Genomic DNA, 19625 nt, shown 5'->3' with positions numbered 1-19625 from the left:
AATCCATCAACTTTTAACTAAATTAGAAAGACCTTTTAAGCTATTGAATACCTTTTTATCAGCAATACGTTTTTCATATGAAAGGTTTAAAAAACTTAATGGCAAATTTTTGATGACTTTATTACCTTTTGCTCCAGTATTATAATACTGTATTTCTTGATTACCACTTTTGGTGAAAACTTCTTTCATTAACTCATTGTTTATTCCACCATAAGGTGATCCTGGTTTACTAAGTTTTATTCTTTGATTATAGGAAATAACTTCTTGTTTTATCTCTGAATCTAGCATTCCAGTCCTATCTTTTCCACTTTTACAATTCCAGCATGGAACCGCTTTAATTTCATATGCAAGCATAGCAATGCGTTTTGATGCTTTATAAGGTTCACCATCATCAACATGATGCCATTTATTTTTCCATATAGTCTTTATTTGTTTGCTTAACTCCAGGACTTTATCTACATTATCTGGGTTTCCTTTTAAATACTCACCAACCCAACCTCCAGGAGTTGAATTTGGCTCCAAATCATCACCTAATAATTTTTGCATTGCCATAGAGTTATAAACATCAGAGGCTGAATTACCCACCTTAAACTTTAGTGCTAATTCGTTTACTCCAAAATTAAAAGCAGATACCTCTAAGATAACTTTAACATTTTGTATTTGACCTTGTTTGTCTCTAATTCTTAAAGTCATTTTTTGTTGATTACTAAGCGCCTCCCATGCTTTGATCTGATCACGTAGCATTGTTTCTTCATTACCTATCTTAGTATTGGTTAATAAAGAAGTAGATACCAACCGTAGTTTAACAGGCTCTCCTTTTAAGGCTTTATCAAGGATATGTGTCTTAGAAAAAAGCGCTGCTGTAACTACTTCTCTGGCTCGATTTCTAGCTCCAAGGGTTCTTTCGTACGAATTTTCTGGCAATTCATAAGGTGATAAAACCCCGTGACGTATACCTTCAAAAAGCGTTTTATTAATACCATTCTCTTTTATACTTATTGATGATTTCCATAAATTAGTCGCATGATAAGTTTCTTTTGTTGAGGATGAACAGATACCTTTATCGGAATAAGATATAGGGAAAATATCATCTTTCCCTAATTTCATTTTACTTGCTGGTTGTTGTTTACTTAAATAGGTTTTCCCAGCATAGGTAATATTATTTTTTATGGTACGCCAATTTTTATTATTTAGGTGTTCAATTAATGCTTCTTTAAAAGTGATATTGGCTAATTTTTTAGCTTTAAAAGAAGAATGTTTATTTTGTAAAAAGTTATTAGATATTAAGTTAACAAGATTATTACGTAATTTTTTGGAAATTTCTATTTCTTTATCTGTTGCGACTCTGTTTTCCTTAAATTTTGAAGCATCCAATTGATTGGATAGCGAAATTAGCGTAGAACTATCTCCTCCTACCTTATTCATAGCTAGAATAGCGGCATCTATTAAATTACGCTGATAGTCGTAGATATCATGAATTGATTGGTTGGTTTTAAATTTATTTTTTATTGATTTATTCAGAGAAATGATTTTTTGATAAGCTTTATAAGCTTTTTTTGGTGGTTTACCATGACTAACAGTTAATCTAACTTTATTAAATTCTACACTATTTATTTTTTCTTTATTTGAATGATAAAGATTAACATTCAAACTATTATTTATTATTTTCATATTCATTTTTAATAATTTATTAACCTGGTTTTAATTGAAAAATAATTTTGACAGATATATATTAATAACTTTATTGTTCAATAACTTATTATTTAGTTTTACTATAACACAATAAATTTTATCAATTTGTTTATAAATGTAATATGTTTTAGTCTCCTAACGTTTTTTCTTTAGCAAGATCACGTACCATCTCCCGTTCTATTTGTTGAAGTTGTTTGGTTAATCGATTTTCATTGACGACTTTTTTGACTATCTCATCGATATTTTGTTTTTGCTGATAATCTTCCAGGGCTTTTCGTTGCTCAGGGGTTAATGTTGAGGTTTGTCTTTCTTTCAGGCTATCAACATATTCTTTGGTCTTATCTGGTGAAAGCGGATTGAATTTATCCGTTTCTTTGCCAAACGATTTGGCTATCTTCCTGGCGTTTTCCTCCAGTTCCCGTTTGGTTTGCGTAAATTCGTCTGGTGGCTGATTAGCCCACTGCTGCCCGCCTGTGATGGCTTTGAGGTTGTGAGGGATATCATTGCCTTCCAGTCTCACTATTAAGCCGTTTTGTGGATGATTGGCAGCAATCTCGACGGCTTCCGTCAGGGTGTTTGCAAGAGCCGTTTTCCCGTTTTGGCTATGCTGAAAAGCTAAAAATCGGGCTTCCTGGCTACCTATTCTTTTTCCTATCGTGTGGTTTCCGATTGGCTTTTGGGTATTGCCGTTATTCAATCGTGTCATCCACACGCCAGCCTGTTTGCCGTTTTGGTCAAAAACAGGGAAGCCTAAGTAGTTTTGTGGGTATTTCTTACCCATTCTAAGCCATTTACCCATACTTTCGCCTGAAAGATGGGACGCGCGTAAAGCGGCTCTGCCTTGATGGTTAGGAAATTGAATCGCTTTTAAAGTGAGTAGCAAAAGCCATCCCTTATTGCAAAAAGGAGATGGGGATCGATTTATTGTGTTTAGTGCCAGTTAACATTTCCTCAGAGAGTGTAATTTCTAACCTGATTTCCTTATTTTAGACACATTGATCCTGCGTTTAGCTGCGTAACCATCGCTTTTTCTCCAGGTTATGCAGTCTTTCTGACAACAATTCCGTTGCTTTTTTACCCATTTGCGCCCCGGTGAAAAGCAGCCTGTCGCCACACAGAATACATTTGTACGGATCGGTACGCAGAAATCCTTTCATCAGCACAGAAAAACCTGGGTTCTCCGGTTTTTTACGTGCCGTCATCTCAAGTGCCTTATACACTTTCGGCAATAGTTTTCCCCGTTTACGATTCGACAAAAAACCAGAGTAACGCACCATTTTAAAATGCCTGGCCGGAATATGGCTTATATAGCGTCTAATCATCTCTTCCTGCGGCAGAGTCTGCTGCCGATGCTGGCCAGTTCGGTGGTCATGGTAGTGATGAACAACGGCACCCCCTCGGTAATGCCGCAGTTTTGACGCAGATACCGGTGGGCGTTTAAGGTAGCGACCGAGGTACTTAACACTATGCCATGCCCCTTTCGTTTTTTTAGCAAAGTGCACTTTCCAATAACGTCCGTACTGCGCCCTCAAGTAACGCCGCCAATGTTTTTTGTCACGGATATGGCCAAGACCGGGAAGAAGGCCAGGGTTAATTAAATCATAACTGTGACGCAGTAGTCGGATAACAGCCCCTCGCCAGATTTCTTCGACATCCTTTTTTTTGAAAAACAGCTTTCGCCATACACTATGTTTACTATCCAAACCCCCTCGAGTGACGGAAACATGAACATGCGGATGTTGATTGAGTTGCCGGCCATAAGTATGCAAGGCACAGAAAATACCAATTTCGATACCCTGTTTGCGAGCCAACTGCAGCATAGCTCGAGTGGCTGCCCGAAACAGAGCATTAAGTAGCGGCCAGTTATTGTTAAAAAAAGGCCAAAGGAGATGTGGCATGGTGAAAGTAATGTGTTGCCAGTCGCAGTCGGGTAAAATATGAACCTGCTGTGCTAACCACTGCTCGGTGGCTTTAAAGCCACATGAACTGCAGGCTTTTGACTTACAGCTTTGGCAGAAAAAACGGCTGTGAGAACAATCAGACGAAGCGCAACAATAGCGCCGGACACCCATGGCACAAGTGCCGCAGGCAAGCATGCGCTCCACAGATAAACTCGTCCACGAACTAACGCTATCGCCGTATTTTTCGAGGAATTTATTCCAACCGTCATCAATGGTGAAAAGTAGTTTAGCAGGACGAGGGATATACATCTGACTCAATTACCTTATGGGCATCTTGCCAAAGAAACAGAAATTGTCAGATTCGTCAGCCCAGTTATCGGTGTGTTTATCCCAGGGTTCTAATCTTATTATTTTTACAACTTCTTCGTTGTACAAAACGGACATACCAGGTTGGAGTCTTCGAAATGTTGTTCTGTGTTTGTTGGGTTGAATCATGATAATTTCCTCTTTGTTCTCAAAAGAAAATTTTAGGTAAAGGGAATATGCTCTTGTACTGCTACATATTCCCTTTGGGTGTTTCCATGGTGTTGGTAAGTAAAAAAGTAATCTTTAAAGCAAAATAATTATTATTGTATTTCCCTGATGTTGGCTAATTTGCCAGCTAAAACTAATTCTCAAAGCCCCATTTTTCGTGGTTTTTTATTATTAAATTCAAACTATTTTTATTTGAAAAATTTAACGTCTCTTCGTACATCATCATTTTGAGTTAAAATTTAGTATTGTTATACGTCGGTGTAACGCGTTTTTAAAAAATAACACCATATCTAATCATTAGATATGGTGATTAATTACTCTTTTTTATTATTAATTTTGTCTAAGCCTTTTAGTTGGATTTACGTTGTAGAAGCAATATTATGATGTAGATTTTGTAAAAACATTGTTATAAAAACAGAAATAAATAAGCATTGCGCCCTTGAATTATTCGTTTTTCTCTATCATGATAGCTTGCACTATTTATATCTTTTTAAGAGAAAAACAGTGATGCTTCTTGATGTTGAGGCAATAGAGCATATTAGCTATGGTGCTTCGGTTTTAGCGAGTGGCGGCGGGGGTGATCCATATATCGGGAAAATAATGGCTCAGCAGGCTATTGAAAAACATGGCCCAATTCGATTAATTAGCATTAATGAATTGCACCCAAATGACATGTTGTTGTCAACAGGCATGACAGGCTCTCCGGCTGTTATGATAGAAAAACTACCGAATGGTAAAGAATCTATTTTAGCCTGTCGTCGAGTGGAAGAAAGTTTAAAGAAAAAAATTACGGCTATTTATCCCATAGAAGCCGGTGGAATTAATTCTTTGTTACCGCTCACCACCGCCTGTCTTTTAGGTTTGCCTGTAGTAGATGTCGATGGGATGGGACGAGCTTTTCCTCAGTTTCATATGACCACTTTTTATCTTGATAAAATCAATGCTTCTCCTTTTGTTGTTATCGATGAAAAACTGAACACAGTTATGGTCGATGCTACAGACAGTTATCAATCTGAAATTTTTATCCGTACCATCACTGATAAAATGGGTGGGGCGGCTATTTTTGCTGGTTATCCCATTTCGGCTATTCAAGCCGAAAAATCGGGGATTGCAGGATCTCTAAGTTTAATGAAATCTATTGGTGAGCAGATGCACCAAGCTATTGTGAATAAAGATAATTTAGTTAATACGTTGGCGTCGATACTTAATGGCTATGTTTTGTTTCGTGGAAAATTGAATCGATTGAATCGACGTAGTGAAGGCGGTTTTACACATGGATATGCTAGTTTTCTTAGTTTAGATGATAAAAAAATGAGTTTTACTGTTTTATTTCAAAATGAATATTTATTGGTACAGAAAACCGACACGCCGTTATGTATGACCCCGGATTTAATTATTTTGGTTGATGAGGATACCGGTGTTCCTATACTGACTGAGCGATTAAGTTATGGCATGAATGTTGTTGCGATTGGTGCGCCGGCTAATGAAAAATGGCGGACACCTCGTGGTATTGAGGTCAGTGGACCCAATTACTTTAAATATTCGCTGAATTATGTCTCGGTTGAACAATTGGTCGAGAATGACAAGCGGGAAAGAGTATGACTTACTGTATCGGAATTGATGTAGGTGGTACGAATGTGGATGCAGTCTTGCTTGATTCTCATAATAGAATTGTGGCTAAAACTAAACAAATTACAACATCTCAGGTTATGCAAGGTATCAATAAAGCCTTAGAGGTGTTACTTGCCGATAAGTCAATCAATCGAGCGTTAATTCATCGTGCTATGTTAGGGACGACCCATTGCACTAATGCCATTGTGGAACGAAAAGGGTTGTCACCGATTTCGCATTTTCGGTTGACGTCACCCGCCGCTTTATCGATAGCGCCTTTAACAGACATGCCACTGGAATTTAAAAATAGTCTATCTGTCCATCTATTTTCGGTTAAAGGTGGGTATCACTATGATGGTACGTTGTTTTCTGCACTTGATGAAGAAACACTGAGAAAACAACTTTATTCAATCAAAGACGTAATAAAATCAGTATCAGTCTGTGGCTTATTTTCATCAATAACTGACGAACAAGAGCGTAGAGCTGAAGTGTTGATAAAAGAAATTCTGGGGGATTCTGTTGCCATCTCTCTATCGTCGCAAGTTGGAACGATTGGTTTACTGGAACGCGAAAATGCCACTATCCTTAACGCTGCATTATGTCAGGTTGCAAAGGGAATTACCGAAGGGTTCCAACAAACACTAAAGCGACATGATATCAGCGCTGAACTTTATTTTGGTCAGAATGATGGCACGTTGATGTCTCTGAGTCAGGCAAGAAAATTTCCGGTTTTAACCATTGCATCAGGTCCGACTAACAGTATATTCGGGGCAGCAAAGTTAGCTGGTTTGGATGAAGCCATTGTGGTTGATGTTGGCGGTACAACGACAGATGTGGGTATCGTAAAAAATGGCTATCCTAGACAATCCTATTTATCTGCAGAGATCGGGGGTGTACGGACTAATTTTCGGATGCCTGATGTGACCTCTATTGGTCTCGGGGGTGGGTCTGTTGTTAAGGTAAGTGAAGATAATACCGTAACCATCGGCCCAGAGAGTGTTGGTTATCAGTTACCCCAGAAGTCCCTTGTTTTCGGTGGTGATGTGTTGACGGTTACTGATATAGCCGTCGCTATGGGGTGGGCGAACATAGGTGATGGAAATAAAATCGCTTATCTTTCTTCAAAATTAGTAGAAAAAGCGGCACGTTGTTACGTATCGATGATAGAAAGTGTTCTGGAAAAAATGAACAACAGTGCTAATGATTTGCCGGTTATTTTAGTTGGGGGTGGGGCTGAACTTTTACCCATTAAATTAAAAGGTGCCTCAAAGGTTATCAGGCTATTACATTCTGGAGTAGCAAATGCTATTGGTGTTGCTATGGCTCAGGTGAGCGGTAGTGTTGATATGATTATTTCTACCAAAAGAAAAACATTAGAAACTTATTTAGAACAGGCTGAAAATATGGCAATTAAAGCGGCGGTAGAAGCGGGAGCTGTACCGGAATCAATAACACTTATTGAACTCGAATCTTTACCTTTGGGGTATATGTCAGAAAATACGATAAGAATAAAAGCAAAAGCAGCTGGGTCATTAAGACGATAAATACCGCTATAGGGGATTATCTATCCATCCATTATACGGTTAAAATTCATTTTTATTTTATCTTGATTATTTTAAAATCTGTATTTTTGTATTAAAGATACAGATAACCCCGTAAATGACACTCGCAGCGAGTAGCGAGTTAAGTGAAGGTATCCCCGATTCAATAGTGAATCCAACTACACTCCCTCCAATCCATGCCATCATTGCCGCTTTACCTGTTTTCTTTATGTATTCTATGCTTGGGAGCGTTCCCCGATTGTGCGTGAGTTCAAGTAAATCACGATGAGTGCGTAAAATGTAGTAATCAACCAGCATTATCCCTGCGACCGGCGGAAATAATACGCCCAGCATGATAAGAAAAGGAATAAACTTTTCTAAAATACCGATCATTGAAATGCAAGTGCCTGTTACACCCAAGAATAAGGTTAAACCTGCATAATGCCATTTCTTTCGGGTAATAACTGATAAAAAATTTGAAAAACCAAGTACGGCCGAATATAAATTTAGATCATTAATTTTAACCGCAGAAAGCAAGACAGAAAAAAGCCCAATCCATCCCGCGCTTTGTGTCATAATTTCGACCACATTAGCGGTATTCAGTGCGTGAGAAATTAATATTGATATGCCGTTAACAATGAATTCCCCGACAAAAATAGAACTGGTCATCATCCCAAAAACCTGTCTTCCATTTTTGCAATAGCGGCTCATATCAGGGCTAATAATTGCAAACACGATGTATCCACCGGCTACCGCTGTTGCTGCCGCGCTGATAGAAAGAGGATTTCCTAGAGGTTCCATAGTGAATAAGGGATATATATCGTAATTTTTTAAGATTTGATAAAAACTCCAGCCAACCACTAGAAAAAAAAGAGGCAATGCAGTCTTGGCTATCCAGCTTAACCCATTGAACCCAAAAGCAACTAACGTGGATAATGACAAGCCTGAAATTGCTGCCACGACATAAAAAGCATAGTGAGGGTTCTCTAATGCCATGGCAGCCAATATGCCTTTAGCTACGATTGCATTTTGTACCCCAAACCAGCCAAGGGTACTTATCGATATCATCCCGCCGATTAAGGCTGATCCAAAGTAGCCAAATCCACACCAGCGCGATAAAAGGCTGGTTGATAATCCTTCTTTTGCACCCGCAATACCTAATCCGAGACTGATAAATTCCAGAAAAAGACTCCCTAAAATGGTTGCAATCATTGCCTGATTAAATGTCATGCTATGGCCTAATGTCGCCCCCAACATAAACTGCACGAGAGATGTTGTTGCGCCTATTCTGATGATGCAAGTCGTAAATAACCCCTTTCGTTCATGGTTAGGAAATTGAATCGCTTTTAAAGTGAGTAGCAAAAGCCATCCCTTATTGCAAAAAGGAGATGGGGATCGATTTATTGTGTTTAGTGCCAGTTAACATTTCCTTAGAGAGTGTAATTTCTAACCTGATTTCCTTATTTTAGACACATTGATCCTGCGTTTAGCTGCGTAACCATCGCTTTTTCTCCAGGTTATGCAGTCTTTCTGACAACAATTCCGTTGCTTTTTTACCCATTTGCGCCCCGGTGAAAAGCAGCCTGTCGCCACACAGAATACATTTGTACGGATCGGTACGCAGAAATCCTTTCATCAGCACAGAAAAACCTGGGTTCTCCGGTTTTTTACGTGCCGTCATCTCAAGTGCCTTATACACTTTCGGCAATAGTTTTCCCCGTTTACGATTCGACAAAAAACCAGAGTAACGCACCATTTTAAAATGCCTGGCCGGAATATGGCTTATATAGCGTCTAATCATCTCTTCCTGCGGCAGAGTCTGCTGCCGATGCTGGCCAGTTCGGTGGTCATGGTAGTGATGAACAACGGCACCCCCTCGGTAATGCCGCAGTTTTGACGCAGATACCGGTGGGCGTTTAAGGTAGCGACCGAGGTACTTAACACTATGCCATGCCCCTTTCGTTTTTTTAGCAAAGTGCACTTTCCAATAACGTCCGTACTGCGCCCTCAAGTAACGCCGCCAATGTTTTTTGTCACGGATATGGCCAAGACCGGGAAGAAGGCCAGGGTTAATTAAATCATAACTGTGACGCAGTAGTCGGATAACAGCCCCTCGCCAGATTTCTTCGACATCCTTTTTTTTGAAAAACAGCTTTCGCCATACACTATGTTTACTATCCAAACCCCCTCGAGTGACGGAAACATGAACATGCGGATGTTGATTGAGTTGCCGGCCATAAGTATGCAAGGCACAGAAAATACCAATTTCGATACCCTGTTTGCGAGCCAACTGCAGCATAGCTCGAGTGGCTGCCCGAAACAGAGCATTAAGTAGCGGCCAGTTATTGTTAAAAAAAGGCCAAAGGAGATGTGGCATGGTGAAAGTAATGTGTTGCCAGTCGCAGTCGGGTAAAATATGAACCTGCTGTGCTAACCACTGCTCGGTGGCTTTAAAGCCACATGAACTGCAGGCTTTTGACTTACAGCTTTGGCAGAAAAAACGGCTGTGAGAACAATCAGACGAAGCGCAACAATAGCGCCGGACACCCATGGCACAAGTGCCGCAGGCAAGCATGCGCTCCACAGATAAACTCGTCCACGAACTAACGCTATCGCCGTATTTTTCGAGGAATTTATTCCAACCGTCATCAATGGTGAAAAGTAGTTTAGCAGGACGAGGGATATACATCTGACTCAATTACCTTATGGGCATCTTGCCAAAGAAACAGAAATTGTCAGATTCGTCAGCCCAGTTATCGGTGTGTTTATCCCAGGGTTCAAAGGAAACAGGGATTATTCCTAGCTCCGTATAGGTGATGAATTCATCGGCAGGCAGACTTTCAGTTATTACCCCCTCAGTGTAGTCGTATCCAGCGTCATCGGCTTGGTCTTGGCGTTGTTTAAAACCCCTGATAATCGTGACTAGCGGCGGGTAATACTGCGTGTCGAGAAAAAATTGGGGGCCGAGTCGGACGCAGTGGCGTATGGCTTCTTTTAGGGTGTCATAAAAAAATTCAGGCGGTCTGTCATCATCATTTTCGGGTGGGAGAGAGATCATAAAACGTTTCGGATAAACAGGCGCTGTGGCACGTGAAGTGACGGGCAGCCTGCCTGATTTAACCGGTTTACGCTTTCTGGGAGATTTATTGCGAGCCATCGAGATGAATCCCTGAAAAAAATTAACCTACTGCAGAGTATAAAACAGTACTCAACTCATTAACATCCCCGAAGCAGCACCGCTGCGCCGCTCACGCGTAGCGTGCTACGTTCATTCAACGGTACTCTGGATAAGGTATGGTGATCATGGTTGAATACCACGTTTTTATTTTTCATGGGCGCGTTACCTTCATATTTAGGTTGTTTACCGGGAAATCAAAATAGGTATTTGGGTAAGGCTCATTGGTTAATGTGAAGTGCCACCATTCTTTGTCATATCCTTTAAACCCAGCAGAGGTCATTAATAGGTTAAGTAATAATCGATTTGCTTTAGCCTGTTCGGGAAGATTTTGATATAAGAAAGCGGATTTTTGGTCAAAAAAATCAAAATAGGAGCCGAAATCAAGTTCTTTTGAATAATCATTTGAATTAACCGGGACAATAGTTAAATCAACGGTGCTACCACGTGAATGTGCGGATTTTTTAGCAATATAACCTTCTTTGAATAACTTTGATTTCTCTACATCAGGGTAAAATACGTTCTTCATTGACTGATTGTGAACGTCCTGTGACCAGGAAATAAAATCATTGACTGCGCTTTGAGGGCGATAACAATCGTAAACTTTTAGTGTTAAACCTAACGGGTATAAAATGCGAACCACTTTTTTAAGGGCTTCAGTGGCTGACTTTGTCATTAAACACACGGGGGCGTTATATCCATTAATTTTCCTACCCGTGAAATTATTTCCATTAAAATATCTTATATCTGTTTTTATCTCTGGTATTTCATTTTGAACATTAACAAAGTCAGAGGGCACCCTTATTTCAATATGCGTATCAAACATAGTTAACCCTTAATCACTTATTGTTAAACCAAAACTAGGTAATAAATTGAACTCCTTTATTGATAAATTCTGGCGGAATATAACGGTCAAACCCTGAATATTTACAAAATTCAATAAATTGAATAAAAGAATGCACATTAGCTTTATCATAAATAATCTGAATTTTATTATTGACCGTTCTATGTGAGATATTTAACCTTCTGGCAATTTCTTTACTCATTAATCTTTGCTGTAACCAAAAGATTATGTCAAGTTCTCTTTTTGTAAAAAGATGATTTGGCGGATGTGTTGACAGCACAAAAGGTTTTCTTTGATCGATAAAGGTAGGGACAGAAATGAATTTTAACTTACTTGCTGAGCCTAAAGTTCCAATGTATTCATTTCCTAAATAAAATGGACTTTTAGGGCAAAAGAAAGGCTCTATTTCATTTTTAAAATTGTATAATTGCGTTGAAATTATCGATGAGCTTTTTTCTAGATTTTCTGTCATTCTATCCTGTCTTTGAAATTCTTCACTAAATTCAGCCCAATCGACAGGTAAATCTTTGTCTAGTTTTCCTTCGATTTTAAAATTTGAGGGGATATTTAAAAAAAGAGACCGGATTTGTTAATATAAAGAAATCTTGATTCATTATCTCTTATAAAATAAGGCATATCACTTCTATCGATAAAATCAATAAAAGATCCAAAATCATTTTTTTTTCTTGGTTTTTTTATGTTTCATGCTTCCCCCCCACCTGAAGTGTTGGTTAGATCAACTTCTGTTTAATCTCACCCTTATTTTAGTGAGAAAAATGAAAGTTGGGTGGCGATCCAGACGGGGTTTGCAGACCGGCACATACTCCGGCGAGTCTTTCGACTCCCCCACCTGAACCGCCATAGAAGGTGATAACAGGAGGAGTACACTGGTAAATATTTTTACCAGTGGTATGTGTCCAAGGCTGCAAAACCTTGATCACTGTAGTTCTCCAGTGACATCGCTATCTTATTAGATCTATTGATATAACTCAATAATCAGTATAGTTAAATTATATCCTTGCTGCTTTTCCGTTCCGTCGCTATAATTGAAACGTTAACTCTCAATGGTTAACTGGGCGTCAGAACCCGTGTGTCTTACTGGCGACACCAGACGCGCCATGCGTCTTTTTTATGTGTTGCAAAACGCCTAAGTATAGCTGAAATAATGGTGACTCAGGCGGGGCATCCTTTGGGATGGCCGGTGTTCAGTAAGGCCGGTTTCTGACCCCCGTCTGGGTTACCACCCTATGAGTGTCAGAACTCTGGTGGTAGCAAAACCAGCCACTTACTGAGGTTGCTATCATGGCTACTACCCACCTTAAGGCTCGTCCTAGAAATCTGCATCCCATTTTTTGCCAACGTGTCTGTAACGCCAGACATGCCACACTCGCTAAATTTGCACACATTTCACACAATTTGACACCGCGCCAACGTGCATACCTTCTGAAAATAGGGGGTGTTGCATGAACAGCCCAATCACGCAATTTTACCAAAGTCTCACTATCCCCTGTGGCTTTACTGACGCTGAATCAGAGGTTTATACCAATGCCGCGATGACGGATATTCTGGGGATGACGGTAGAATCTTCTCAGGTGCTGGACGTTTTCTATGAGCACGAGGAGGTCTTTCGCCATAAGAAATTGCCGTTATCGCTGCTGAGTACGCTACCCGCTGGTTACAAAAAACCGTCTCAACCGTTGCTGTTTGATTTTTTTCCGAGATTCGATGAAAAGAACGTTTATCAAGGGGCATTTTTTTATGCTCAACCCTTCTTGTTTTTATCGCTGCTTGAGTATATCGAAGGTGAGTCACCTTATACCATTAATCTGATTCAGTCAGATAACCGATTTAGTCAGCGAGAGCGCCAGATTGTATTTTTTACACTACAGCTATTAAGTAGCAAAGAAGTTGGCAGAAAACTTAATTTATCCCATCGGACGATAGAAAACAATTTGCAATCGATTTATCAGAAATCGGGTGTGCATAATTGTCGGCAATTTAGGAACTATTGCTGCACTAACGGTATGAATCAATACCTTCCTCCTGAATTTCTACCTTCTGGTAGTCAAGTCATTAGCGTTTAAGTCTTGTCGTCAGAGCGGTGTGCTCTGACGGTTACGCTAACTGAATAGGGGAAATAATGAAGTATTTTCGTATTGAAGATTTTACACCTTACTCAGAGCTTTTTCCAAAGCTATCTAAAAGAGAAATTGAGATTTTATCACTTTTTAGGGTTGGATTAACGAGGAGTGAAATAGCGTTAAAACTGAATATTAGTGTAAGTACGATAGATAATCATTTGAACAGTTCAATGCATAAGTACGAACTTAATTCCTCTTCTGAATTAAAAGCATTGTTTAACTTTATTATTCAAGATGCCTTTATTAAGTTAATCGCTTCTACGTAACTGTAATGAGAAAACACTCTGCAATTCAGTCATAAAATTTGTAGAGTGTTATTTTAAATACTGCTCATTAATAAATATTTGATAAATAGGTGTTTTATTTTTTATTATTTTTAACTTATTGATTTTTAAGTTTTTATTTTTATTGAAAAACGGAGGTTACCTCCATACCCCGAGCTAATTTTTTAAGGCATCATTTTCCCTCGCCCACGTTTTCTGGTCGAATCTGAAACTGAAAACATCCAGTTTTGGTAGAGGTGCCTTTGACAGTTGCATCTGCTCTTTAACAAATCAGTATCGGCGATCCGCATGGCGGAAAACGATGTAGTCATGTTGCATGACTCGTTATTTCGCTGCTAAAAATTAGCGACGGAATAACGGGTTGATCGCCGGTAGCCTTGATTTTTACGCTCAAGGCGGAGCTTATAACGCTTTCTGGCCGGACGTATGCCGACACAGGTGTACACCCACGTTAAGTTGTTTTTGATTTAATTATGTAGTAATAAGCTTCATTATAAAAAATAGCTATAAAAATAAGCATTATAATATTTTATATTATTGTTCTAGGTGAAGAAAAAACTTCTATTTCTAGTAACCTTACTAGGAAGATAGCACATCTTACTTTTTCGCTTATATTATTAAGTACCCTTTTAAAAGTATATTTTATGTAAGCGTAAGGTTTAGTATGAATAAATTAGTATTAAAAAATGACTTTAAATTGTACGAGTTATTTGTAGGGTTAACGGTAACCATTATGATTACCTGTGACACACTTGTGTATAAGACGTTTGATTTTTATTCTGTGAAAATAACGGCAAGTGGGATAATTTTTTCTCTTTGTTATTTGCTTTCGGCTATCACAACCGAAGTTTATGGTTATAAGCTAGGAACGAGAATAGTTTGGATTATTGAACATAAGCACGCCTTTGGCGTGAGCATCGCGGCAAAGGCGCTCTATTTCTAGGCAATTCCCTTCTCGTCTTTTATACTCTGCTCTATGTACATCCCCAGACCTGCAAAACTGCTATTTCAATACGATGACGGATGGAACCTTTTCATCGAAAATAATCAGGTGGATGAATGGCAACTACTCTCTGTCGAAAAGATGCTCGCCTGCAGCACCTGCGCTATGGGCGTTCGCCGTTATTGCTGTTCTTCACCTGAATGCTCTCATTCACGCTTCTTTTGTCAAACCTGTAAATCCAAAGCCTGCAGTGCGTGTGGCCTCAAAGGCACCGAACAGTGGATTGCCCAGCAGCGCCATATTTTGCCGGATTGCGAATGGCAACATATTACCCTCACTATGCCTCACCTACTTTGGCTTTTTTTTAACAATAACTGGTACTTGCTCAACCAACTCTTTCGCTGTGCAACCCGCGCCATGCTCAAACACGCCAAGCGCCAAGGCCTCGAAATTGGCATTTTTTGTGCGCTGCATACTTACGGTCGCCAACTCAATCAACATCCGCATATTCATTTATCCGTCACGCGTGGGGGACTCACTCAATATGACACCTGGAAACCGATTTTCTTTAAAAAGAAAGACGTTGAAAAGGTCTGGCGCAGTGCGGTCATTCGACTCCTTAGGGATAACTATTTTCAGTTACAACCCAATAAATTGCCTGGCTTCGGGCACATTCGCAATTATCAGACCTGGTGCCGTTACCTCAATGCCCAGTTTCAACGTTATTGGAAAGTACATTTTGCCAAAAAGACACGCGGGGCCTGGCATAATGTGAAATATCTGGGCCGTTATCTTAAACGTCCCCCTATCTCCGCTTCTCAATTGAAACACTACAGCGGCGGCACCGTGGTTCATCATTACTATGACCACCACAGCCAACAATACAGACGACAGACCTTATCCCAAGAAGAAATGATACGGCGTTATGTCAGTCATATCCCTGCGCGACATTTTAAGATGATCCGTTATTACGGTTTTTTAGCCAATCGCAAACGCGGGTGCTTATTACCGAAGGTGTATGAGGCGTTAGACATGATATCTCCTAATGTGCCTGAAAAACCTGGGTTTGGGGCCCTTATCAAAGGTTTTTTAAATACTGACCCGTACCAATGTATTTTATGTGGAAACCGATTGCGGTTTATGAGTGCGGAAAAAGGAATACACGCCGTCACTTTACTGTCAGAAAGGCGGGATAAAATGGTCAAAAAACGATGGTTACAAACCGCAGCCTAGGAGCAGTGTGCCTATTATTAGGTTTTTAGATGATAATTTAACCGAATTACTGTTCTCATGGTTAATCAACGAGAAAACTGTCAGAATTTAATAGAAATATTGAGTTCAAAACACCTCCATTAATGCCTTACTGTATTGATTGAGATTCCTAACCATGTACAATAGCGTTAGGTTGCGTAAAAGATTCTATGAGGGGTTGTAAACTACTGACAGGCTTTTGAGTTGGATGATAGATATTGCCTGTATATTGCCTGTATATTGCCTGTATATTGCCTGTATATTGCCATGACTGTACGTCTTTCATTGGCTTGACGGGCATCACGGGACGGCCTTTCGCCAGCAGATAAGCATTTTCGTGGCTGTGCCCCAAAAAACCAGTTTTCGACGCATAACGTTTCTTGAAAACGAGATGACCAACAATACGGAAGCCGGATTTTTTCCACGCATCAACAAATTTTTCAACCCGATTCCAGCCGTAAAAACTAACCATCAGACTGTTGGTTTTCAACACACGAAACATTTGTTGACAGGTTGGCTTTAGCCATTCGTCATTTTTATCGTTGGCAATTGAACGCCCTGAGCGATCGGTATAATCAACCAGATAGGGAGGATCGGTCAGGATAAAATCGATTGCATTATCAGGAAAAGTTGACATAATTTTAAGGCTGTCACCCTGTATAAATCGGGACATTTCAGGTGTCTCCTATTTAGTGGGACAGCAGGAGGTGACCCCGCGTCACCGTTCCCTTACTGCCCGATGTCACGAAGCCATTGACCATTTGGGGTCAACTGGAACGTGGAATACCGGAGCCATGTATGGCGAGGATATGCCGCGAAAGCCACTTTAAGGCTTGCCGTCCCCTAAAAATGGGCGAATGGCAAGCTGGCATCGGGCAGTAAGGGAAATCCTTCAAATTTTAAATTAATGCGATGGATAAATCTGATTTACAGGCGGAATTCAATTTATTTAAGCGATACGCTTTTTTTCACTATGCTTCTGACATCCCGTAGGGAAACATAAGTGGAGCCGCCATTAGCGGCGACATCCTTATTTTTATGAGTAATTACAATCTTTTGTTTGTTTTTCTGTGCAAAAAATAGGAGTGAGTAATTATCTTTCCAGTGTTCTCTTCAAATTAAGATAAAGTGCTTCTGCCATGTCGTGCAATTCTTCGCACTCATCTGCACAATCATCCAGATTAAGTTGATTGAGCTTATCTAAGAGTATTAATGTCTGACTTTTGATAAAACCGGCCATATTGAGGGCTGTTAGCTCTTGCTTTGTCATAACTTCTTAAGTATTAATTTTAAGCTTTTAAAATACACGAACTAACCTTACTGACCCTAAAAAATAAAATCAGCAAGGGATAATTGATTACAATGAAAAATTATTTATTCCAACGTAATGTAGCTTGCGCGACACGTTTTCCCAATATTTTAGCCGTTTCTTTGTCAGATGACCTAATACCTTCTATACCCTGGTCAGCATTTGCTTGTGCCATCATACCAAGAAATGAACCTAAACGATTAACATCATTTTCAGAGCCTTGAGAATTATTATTACCAGGCATTAATCCTAAACTCACCCATAACATTTGATGCTGCGCGGCAAATACCGATAAATGCTGCAAAGTTGACAACTTATCACCACTACGTGAAGCAGAGCATGTAAAACCTGCCGCCAATTTATCTCGCCAACTACCCCAATGTTTAGATGAAGCATCCATAAAACCTTTAAACTGAGCAGATACGCCACCCATATAAGTTGGCGAACCAAATATAATCGCATTGGCTTGATTATTAAGAAAATCCCAATGTTGGTCTATGTCTTCTACCGAAATTAATTTAACATCAACATCAGTCACTTCCTTAACGCCATCAATAACCGCTTCAGCAATCGCTTTGGTATGACCATAACCACTATGATAAACCACTGCAATATTAACCATTATGTCCTCCTGTTATTATTATTTCACCATGCTAAACGTTGTAAATATGGTCTATCAGATCATTTGACACGCTTTATAATAAATATATGTACTTAAATAGATAAATGCACAATAATCAGCATCATTTCTTGCCTGTCAATGGCAGTGGCGAAAGTCCTAATTCGATAAGAAACTCGTTATGACGTAAAGTAGCGTTGTAAATCTGTTTCTCTAAATCTAACAGTTCATTATTCACCTTTTGTAAATCTATTTTTTCTTCTGCCTTTGCGGTACTCACATAACGAGTGATATTAAGATTATAATCATTCTTTTCAATCTCCTCCATTGACACCCTACGTGAATAACGCACCTCTTCTTTGCGGAATTGATAGGTATCGATGATTTTTTCGATATGTTCTGGCAATAGCTGATTTTGGCGTTTGCCTTTTTCAAATTGCTCTAACGCATTAATAAACAGCACATTATTAGATTTTTTACATCGTTTGAGAACCAGAATACATACCGGAATTCCCGTAGAGAAGAACAGGTTAGCTGGTAAACCTATCACCGCATCAATATGCCCATCTTTTAACAATTTGGTACGGATACGTTCTTCTACACCGCCTCTAAACAACACCCCATGTGGCAAAATGATAGCCATCACACCATCGTCACTCAGGAAATGAAATCCATGAAGCAGGAAGGCAAAATCCGCCGCAGATTTGGGCGCCACACCGTAATTTTTGAAACGGAAGTCTTCTCCATATAATTCAGTTGATTCCCAACGATAACTAAAGGGTGGGTTAGCAACCACCGCATCAAACTGTTGCTTTTTAGCGGGATTTAACTCATTAAGCATAGCCCAGTCATTTCCCAGTGTATCGCCATGATAAATCTCAAATTCGGTATCTTTCACCCCATGTAACAACATATTCATACGAGCTAGGTTGTAAGTCGTGATATTTTTCTCTTGCCCGAAGATTTTACCGATTTTTCCACCGGCTTCATGTAACTGTTTACGAACATTTAATAATAAGGAGCCAGAACCACAGGCAAAATCGAGCACCTGTCTAATTTTTTTCTTCTTACCCGTGGTGGGGTCTTGACTATCAAGCGTCACAATTTCAGAAAGAATCGTCGATATTTGTTGCGGGGTATAAAACTCACCAGCTTTCTTACCTGAACCTGCTGCAAACTGACCGATGAGATATTCATAAGCATCCCCCAAAATATCCTTATCAGTACTAAATTGAGTAATACCCCCCGCGATTTTTTTTATAATTTCACAAAGGGTATCATTACGGGCTTTTTGCGTTTTCCCTAATTTTTCCGAGTACAAATTAATTTCAGAAAATAACCCCTGAAAATTAGACCCAAACGAACGCGATTCAATATAATCAAACCCTTTATCAAGGATGATAAGTAAATCATCACTTTGGATTCGAGCCATTTCGGCAATACTACTCCATAAAAACGGCGGCTCAATGACATAATGGGTTTTAAGCCGCATTTGCTTCTCAAAGTCAATAATATCGGTAGGGTTATTTTCATACCAAATAGTCAGCGGTGCCCTACGGTCTCCCTCTTTAGGTTTCGGATAATCGCGACCTAATTCTTTTTGAGCTGCCTGTTCATAGTTATCAGACAAATAACGTAAAAATAAAAATGACAGCATGTAATCACGAAAATCATCCGCATTCATCGCACCCCGCAAATTATCAGCTATGTTCCAAAGGGTTTTCCCAAGTTGGCTTAATTGTTCTTTTGTCATACTATTTTCTTCGCCTAATTTCATTGC

General features: G+C 39.5%; 19 protein-coding genes and 1 pseudogene. 7 read left to right on the top strand and 13 right to left on the bottom strand.

What is annotated here, in order from left to right; all coding sequences use genetic code 11:
• Positions 1 to 6: 6 nt before the first annotated feature.
• From ArsFIN_RS20035 to ArsFIN_RS26595, 4 genes are all read right to left on the bottom strand, one after another.
• The gene (locus tag ArsFIN_RS20035; RefSeq protein WP_051297160.1) at positions 7 to 1677 is read right to left on the bottom strand and encodes a type III secretion system effector inositol phosphate phosphatase; all 1671 of its coding nucleotides are present in this window, start codon (positions 1675 to 1677) and stop codon (positions 7 to 9) included.
• A 142-nt stretch (positions 1678 to 1819) separates the two neighbouring features.
• On the bottom strand, positions 1820 to 2575 hold the full coding sequence (locus ArsFIN_RS20030) for a conjugative transfer relaxase/helicase TraI domain-containing protein (protein WP_135678332.1): 756 nt from the start codon (positions 2573 to 2575) through the stop codon (positions 1820 to 1822).
• Between the two features lie 124 nt (positions 2576 to 2699).
• Positions 2700 to 3902: an IS91 family transposase gene (locus ArsFIN_RS20025; protein ID WP_135678014.1), complete on the bottom strand. Its 1203-nt coding sequence runs from the start codon at positions 3900 to 3902 to the stop codon at positions 2700 to 2702.
• A gap of 9 nt (positions 3903 to 3911) precedes the next feature.
• Positions 3912 to 4088 (bottom strand): hypothetical protein, encoded by a 177-nt coding sequence (locus ArsFIN_RS26595; RefSeq protein ID WP_167876722.1) that lies wholly within the window; start codon positions 4086 to 4088, stop codon positions 3912 to 3914.
• Between the two features lie 546 nt (positions 4089 to 4634).
• Here ArsFIN_RS26595 and ArsFIN_RS20020 point away from each other — a divergent pair.
• The gene (locus ArsFIN_RS20020) at positions 4635 to 5729 is read left to right on the top strand and encodes a DUF917 domain-containing protein (RefSeq protein WP_034250221.1); all 1095 of its coding nucleotides are present in this window, start codon (positions 4635 to 4637) and stop codon (positions 5727 to 5729) included.
• Positions 5726 to 7282 carry a hydantoinase/oxoprolinase family protein gene (locus ArsFIN_RS20015; RefSeq protein WP_026823911.1) on the top strand — a complete coding sequence of 519 codons (1557 nt, stop codon included), beginning with the start codon at positions 5726 to 5728 and terminating at the stop codon, positions 7280 to 7282. Before ArsFIN_RS20020 ends, ArsFIN_RS20015 begins: the two co-directional genes overlap by 4 nt.
• Positions 7283 to 7348: 66 nt before the next feature.
• Here the strand turns inward: ArsFIN_RS20015 and ArsFIN_RS20010 are convergent, their stop codons facing one another.
• The 5 genes from ArsFIN_RS20010 to ArsFIN_RS19990 form a co-directional block, all read right to left on the bottom strand.
• Complete coding sequence (locus ArsFIN_RS20010) at positions 7349 to 8641, bottom strand: purine-cytosine permease family protein (RefSeq protein ID WP_051297163.1); 1293 nt, start codon at positions 8639 to 8641, stop codon at positions 7349 to 7351.
• Positions 8642 to 8765: 124 nt separating this feature from the next.
• Positions 8766 to 9968: an IS91 family transposase gene (locus ArsFIN_RS20005; protein WP_135678014.1), complete on the bottom strand. Its 1203-nt coding sequence runs from the start codon at positions 9966 to 9968 to the stop codon at positions 8766 to 8768.
• Positions 9969 to 9977: 9 nt separating this feature from the next.
• On the bottom strand, positions 9978 to 10436 hold the full coding sequence (locus tag ArsFIN_RS20000; protein ID WP_135678330.1) for a hypothetical protein: 459 nt from the start codon (positions 10434 to 10436) through the stop codon (positions 9978 to 9980).
• Between the two features lie 172 nt (positions 10437 to 10608).
• Positions 10609 to 11280: a M15 family metallopeptidase gene (locus ArsFIN_RS19995; RefSeq protein ID WP_026823951.1), complete on the bottom strand. Its 672-nt coding sequence runs from the start codon at positions 11278 to 11280 to the stop codon at positions 10609 to 10611.
• Positions 11281 to 11314: 34 nt separating this feature from the next.
• On the bottom strand, positions 11315 to 11770 hold the full coding sequence (locus tag ArsFIN_RS19990; RefSeq protein ID WP_051297169.1) for a helix-turn-helix transcriptional regulator: 456 nt from the start codon (positions 11768 to 11770) through the stop codon (positions 11315 to 11317).
• A gap of 830 nt (positions 11771 to 12600) precedes the next feature.
• Here ArsFIN_RS19990 and ArsFIN_RS26590 point away from each other — a divergent pair.
• From ArsFIN_RS26590 to ArsFIN_RS19970, 5 genes are all read left to right on the top strand, one after another.
• Entirely contained in the window at positions 12601 to 12765 is a 165-nt protein-coding gene (locus ArsFIN_RS26590) for a hypothetical protein (RefSeq protein ID WP_167876721.1), read from the top strand.
• On the top strand, positions 12762 to 13382 hold the full coding sequence (locus tag ArsFIN_RS19985) for a helix-turn-helix transcriptional regulator (protein WP_026823952.1): 621 nt from the start codon (positions 12762 to 12764) through the stop codon (positions 13380 to 13382). Before ArsFIN_RS26590 ends, ArsFIN_RS19985 begins: the two co-directional genes overlap by 4 nt.
• 56 nt (positions 13383 to 13438) lie before the next feature.
• On the top strand, positions 13439 to 13705 hold the full coding sequence (locus ArsFIN_RS19980) for a helix-turn-helix transcriptional regulator (RefSeq protein ID WP_026823953.1): 267 nt from the start codon (positions 13439 to 13441) through the stop codon (positions 13703 to 13705).
• A 682-nt stretch (positions 13706 to 14387) separates the two neighbouring features.
• Positions 14388 to 14666, top strand: a complete 279-nt coding sequence (locus ArsFIN_RS19975; protein ID WP_026823954.1) for a hypothetical protein — start codon at positions 14388 to 14390, stop codon at positions 14664 to 14666.
• Positions 14667 to 14699: 33 nt separating this feature from the next.
• Positions 14700 to 15899, top strand: coding sequence for an IS91 family transposase (locus ArsFIN_RS19970; RefSeq protein ID WP_135678329.1), 1200 nt, complete (start codon positions 14700 to 14702; stop codon positions 15897 to 15899).
• A 157-nt stretch (positions 15900 to 16056) separates the two neighbouring features.
• On the opposite strand, the pseudogene ArsFIN_RS19965 reads toward ArsFIN_RS19970, so the two are convergent.
• From ArsFIN_RS19965 to ArsFIN_RS19950, 4 genes and pseudogenes are all read right to left on the bottom strand, one after another.
• Positions 16057 to 16590, bottom strand: a pseudogene (locus ArsFIN_RS19965) (DNA methyltransferase); the annotation flags it as partial.
• Between the two features lie 420 nt (positions 16591 to 17010).
• Positions 17011 to 17187 (bottom strand): Rop family plasmid primer RNA-binding protein, encoded by a 177-nt coding sequence (locus tag ArsFIN_RS19960; protein ID WP_071846899.1) that lies wholly within the window; start codon positions 17185 to 17187, stop codon positions 17011 to 17013.
• 100 nt (positions 17188 to 17287) lie between these two features.
• Positions 17288 to 17848, bottom strand: coding sequence for a flavodoxin family protein (locus ArsFIN_RS19955; protein ID WP_026823683.1), 561 nt, complete (start codon positions 17846 to 17848; stop codon positions 17288 to 17290).
• Positions 17849 to 17969: 121 nt separating this feature from the next.
• Positions 17970 to 19598, bottom strand: a complete 1629-nt coding sequence (locus ArsFIN_RS19950; protein WP_026823684.1) for a type I restriction-modification system subunit M — start codon at positions 19596 to 19598, stop codon at positions 17970 to 17972.
• Positions 19599 to 19625: the final 27 nt, after the last annotated feature.

The organism is Arsenophonus nasoniae, from assembly GCF_004768525.1.
GTDB lineage: Bacteria > Pseudomonadota > Gammaproteobacteria > Enterobacterales > Enterobacteriaceae > Arsenophonus > Arsenophonus nasoniae.
The sequence above is the reverse complement of the archived record's forward strand: the minus strand, read 5'-3'. Positions and strand labels throughout refer to the sequence as shown.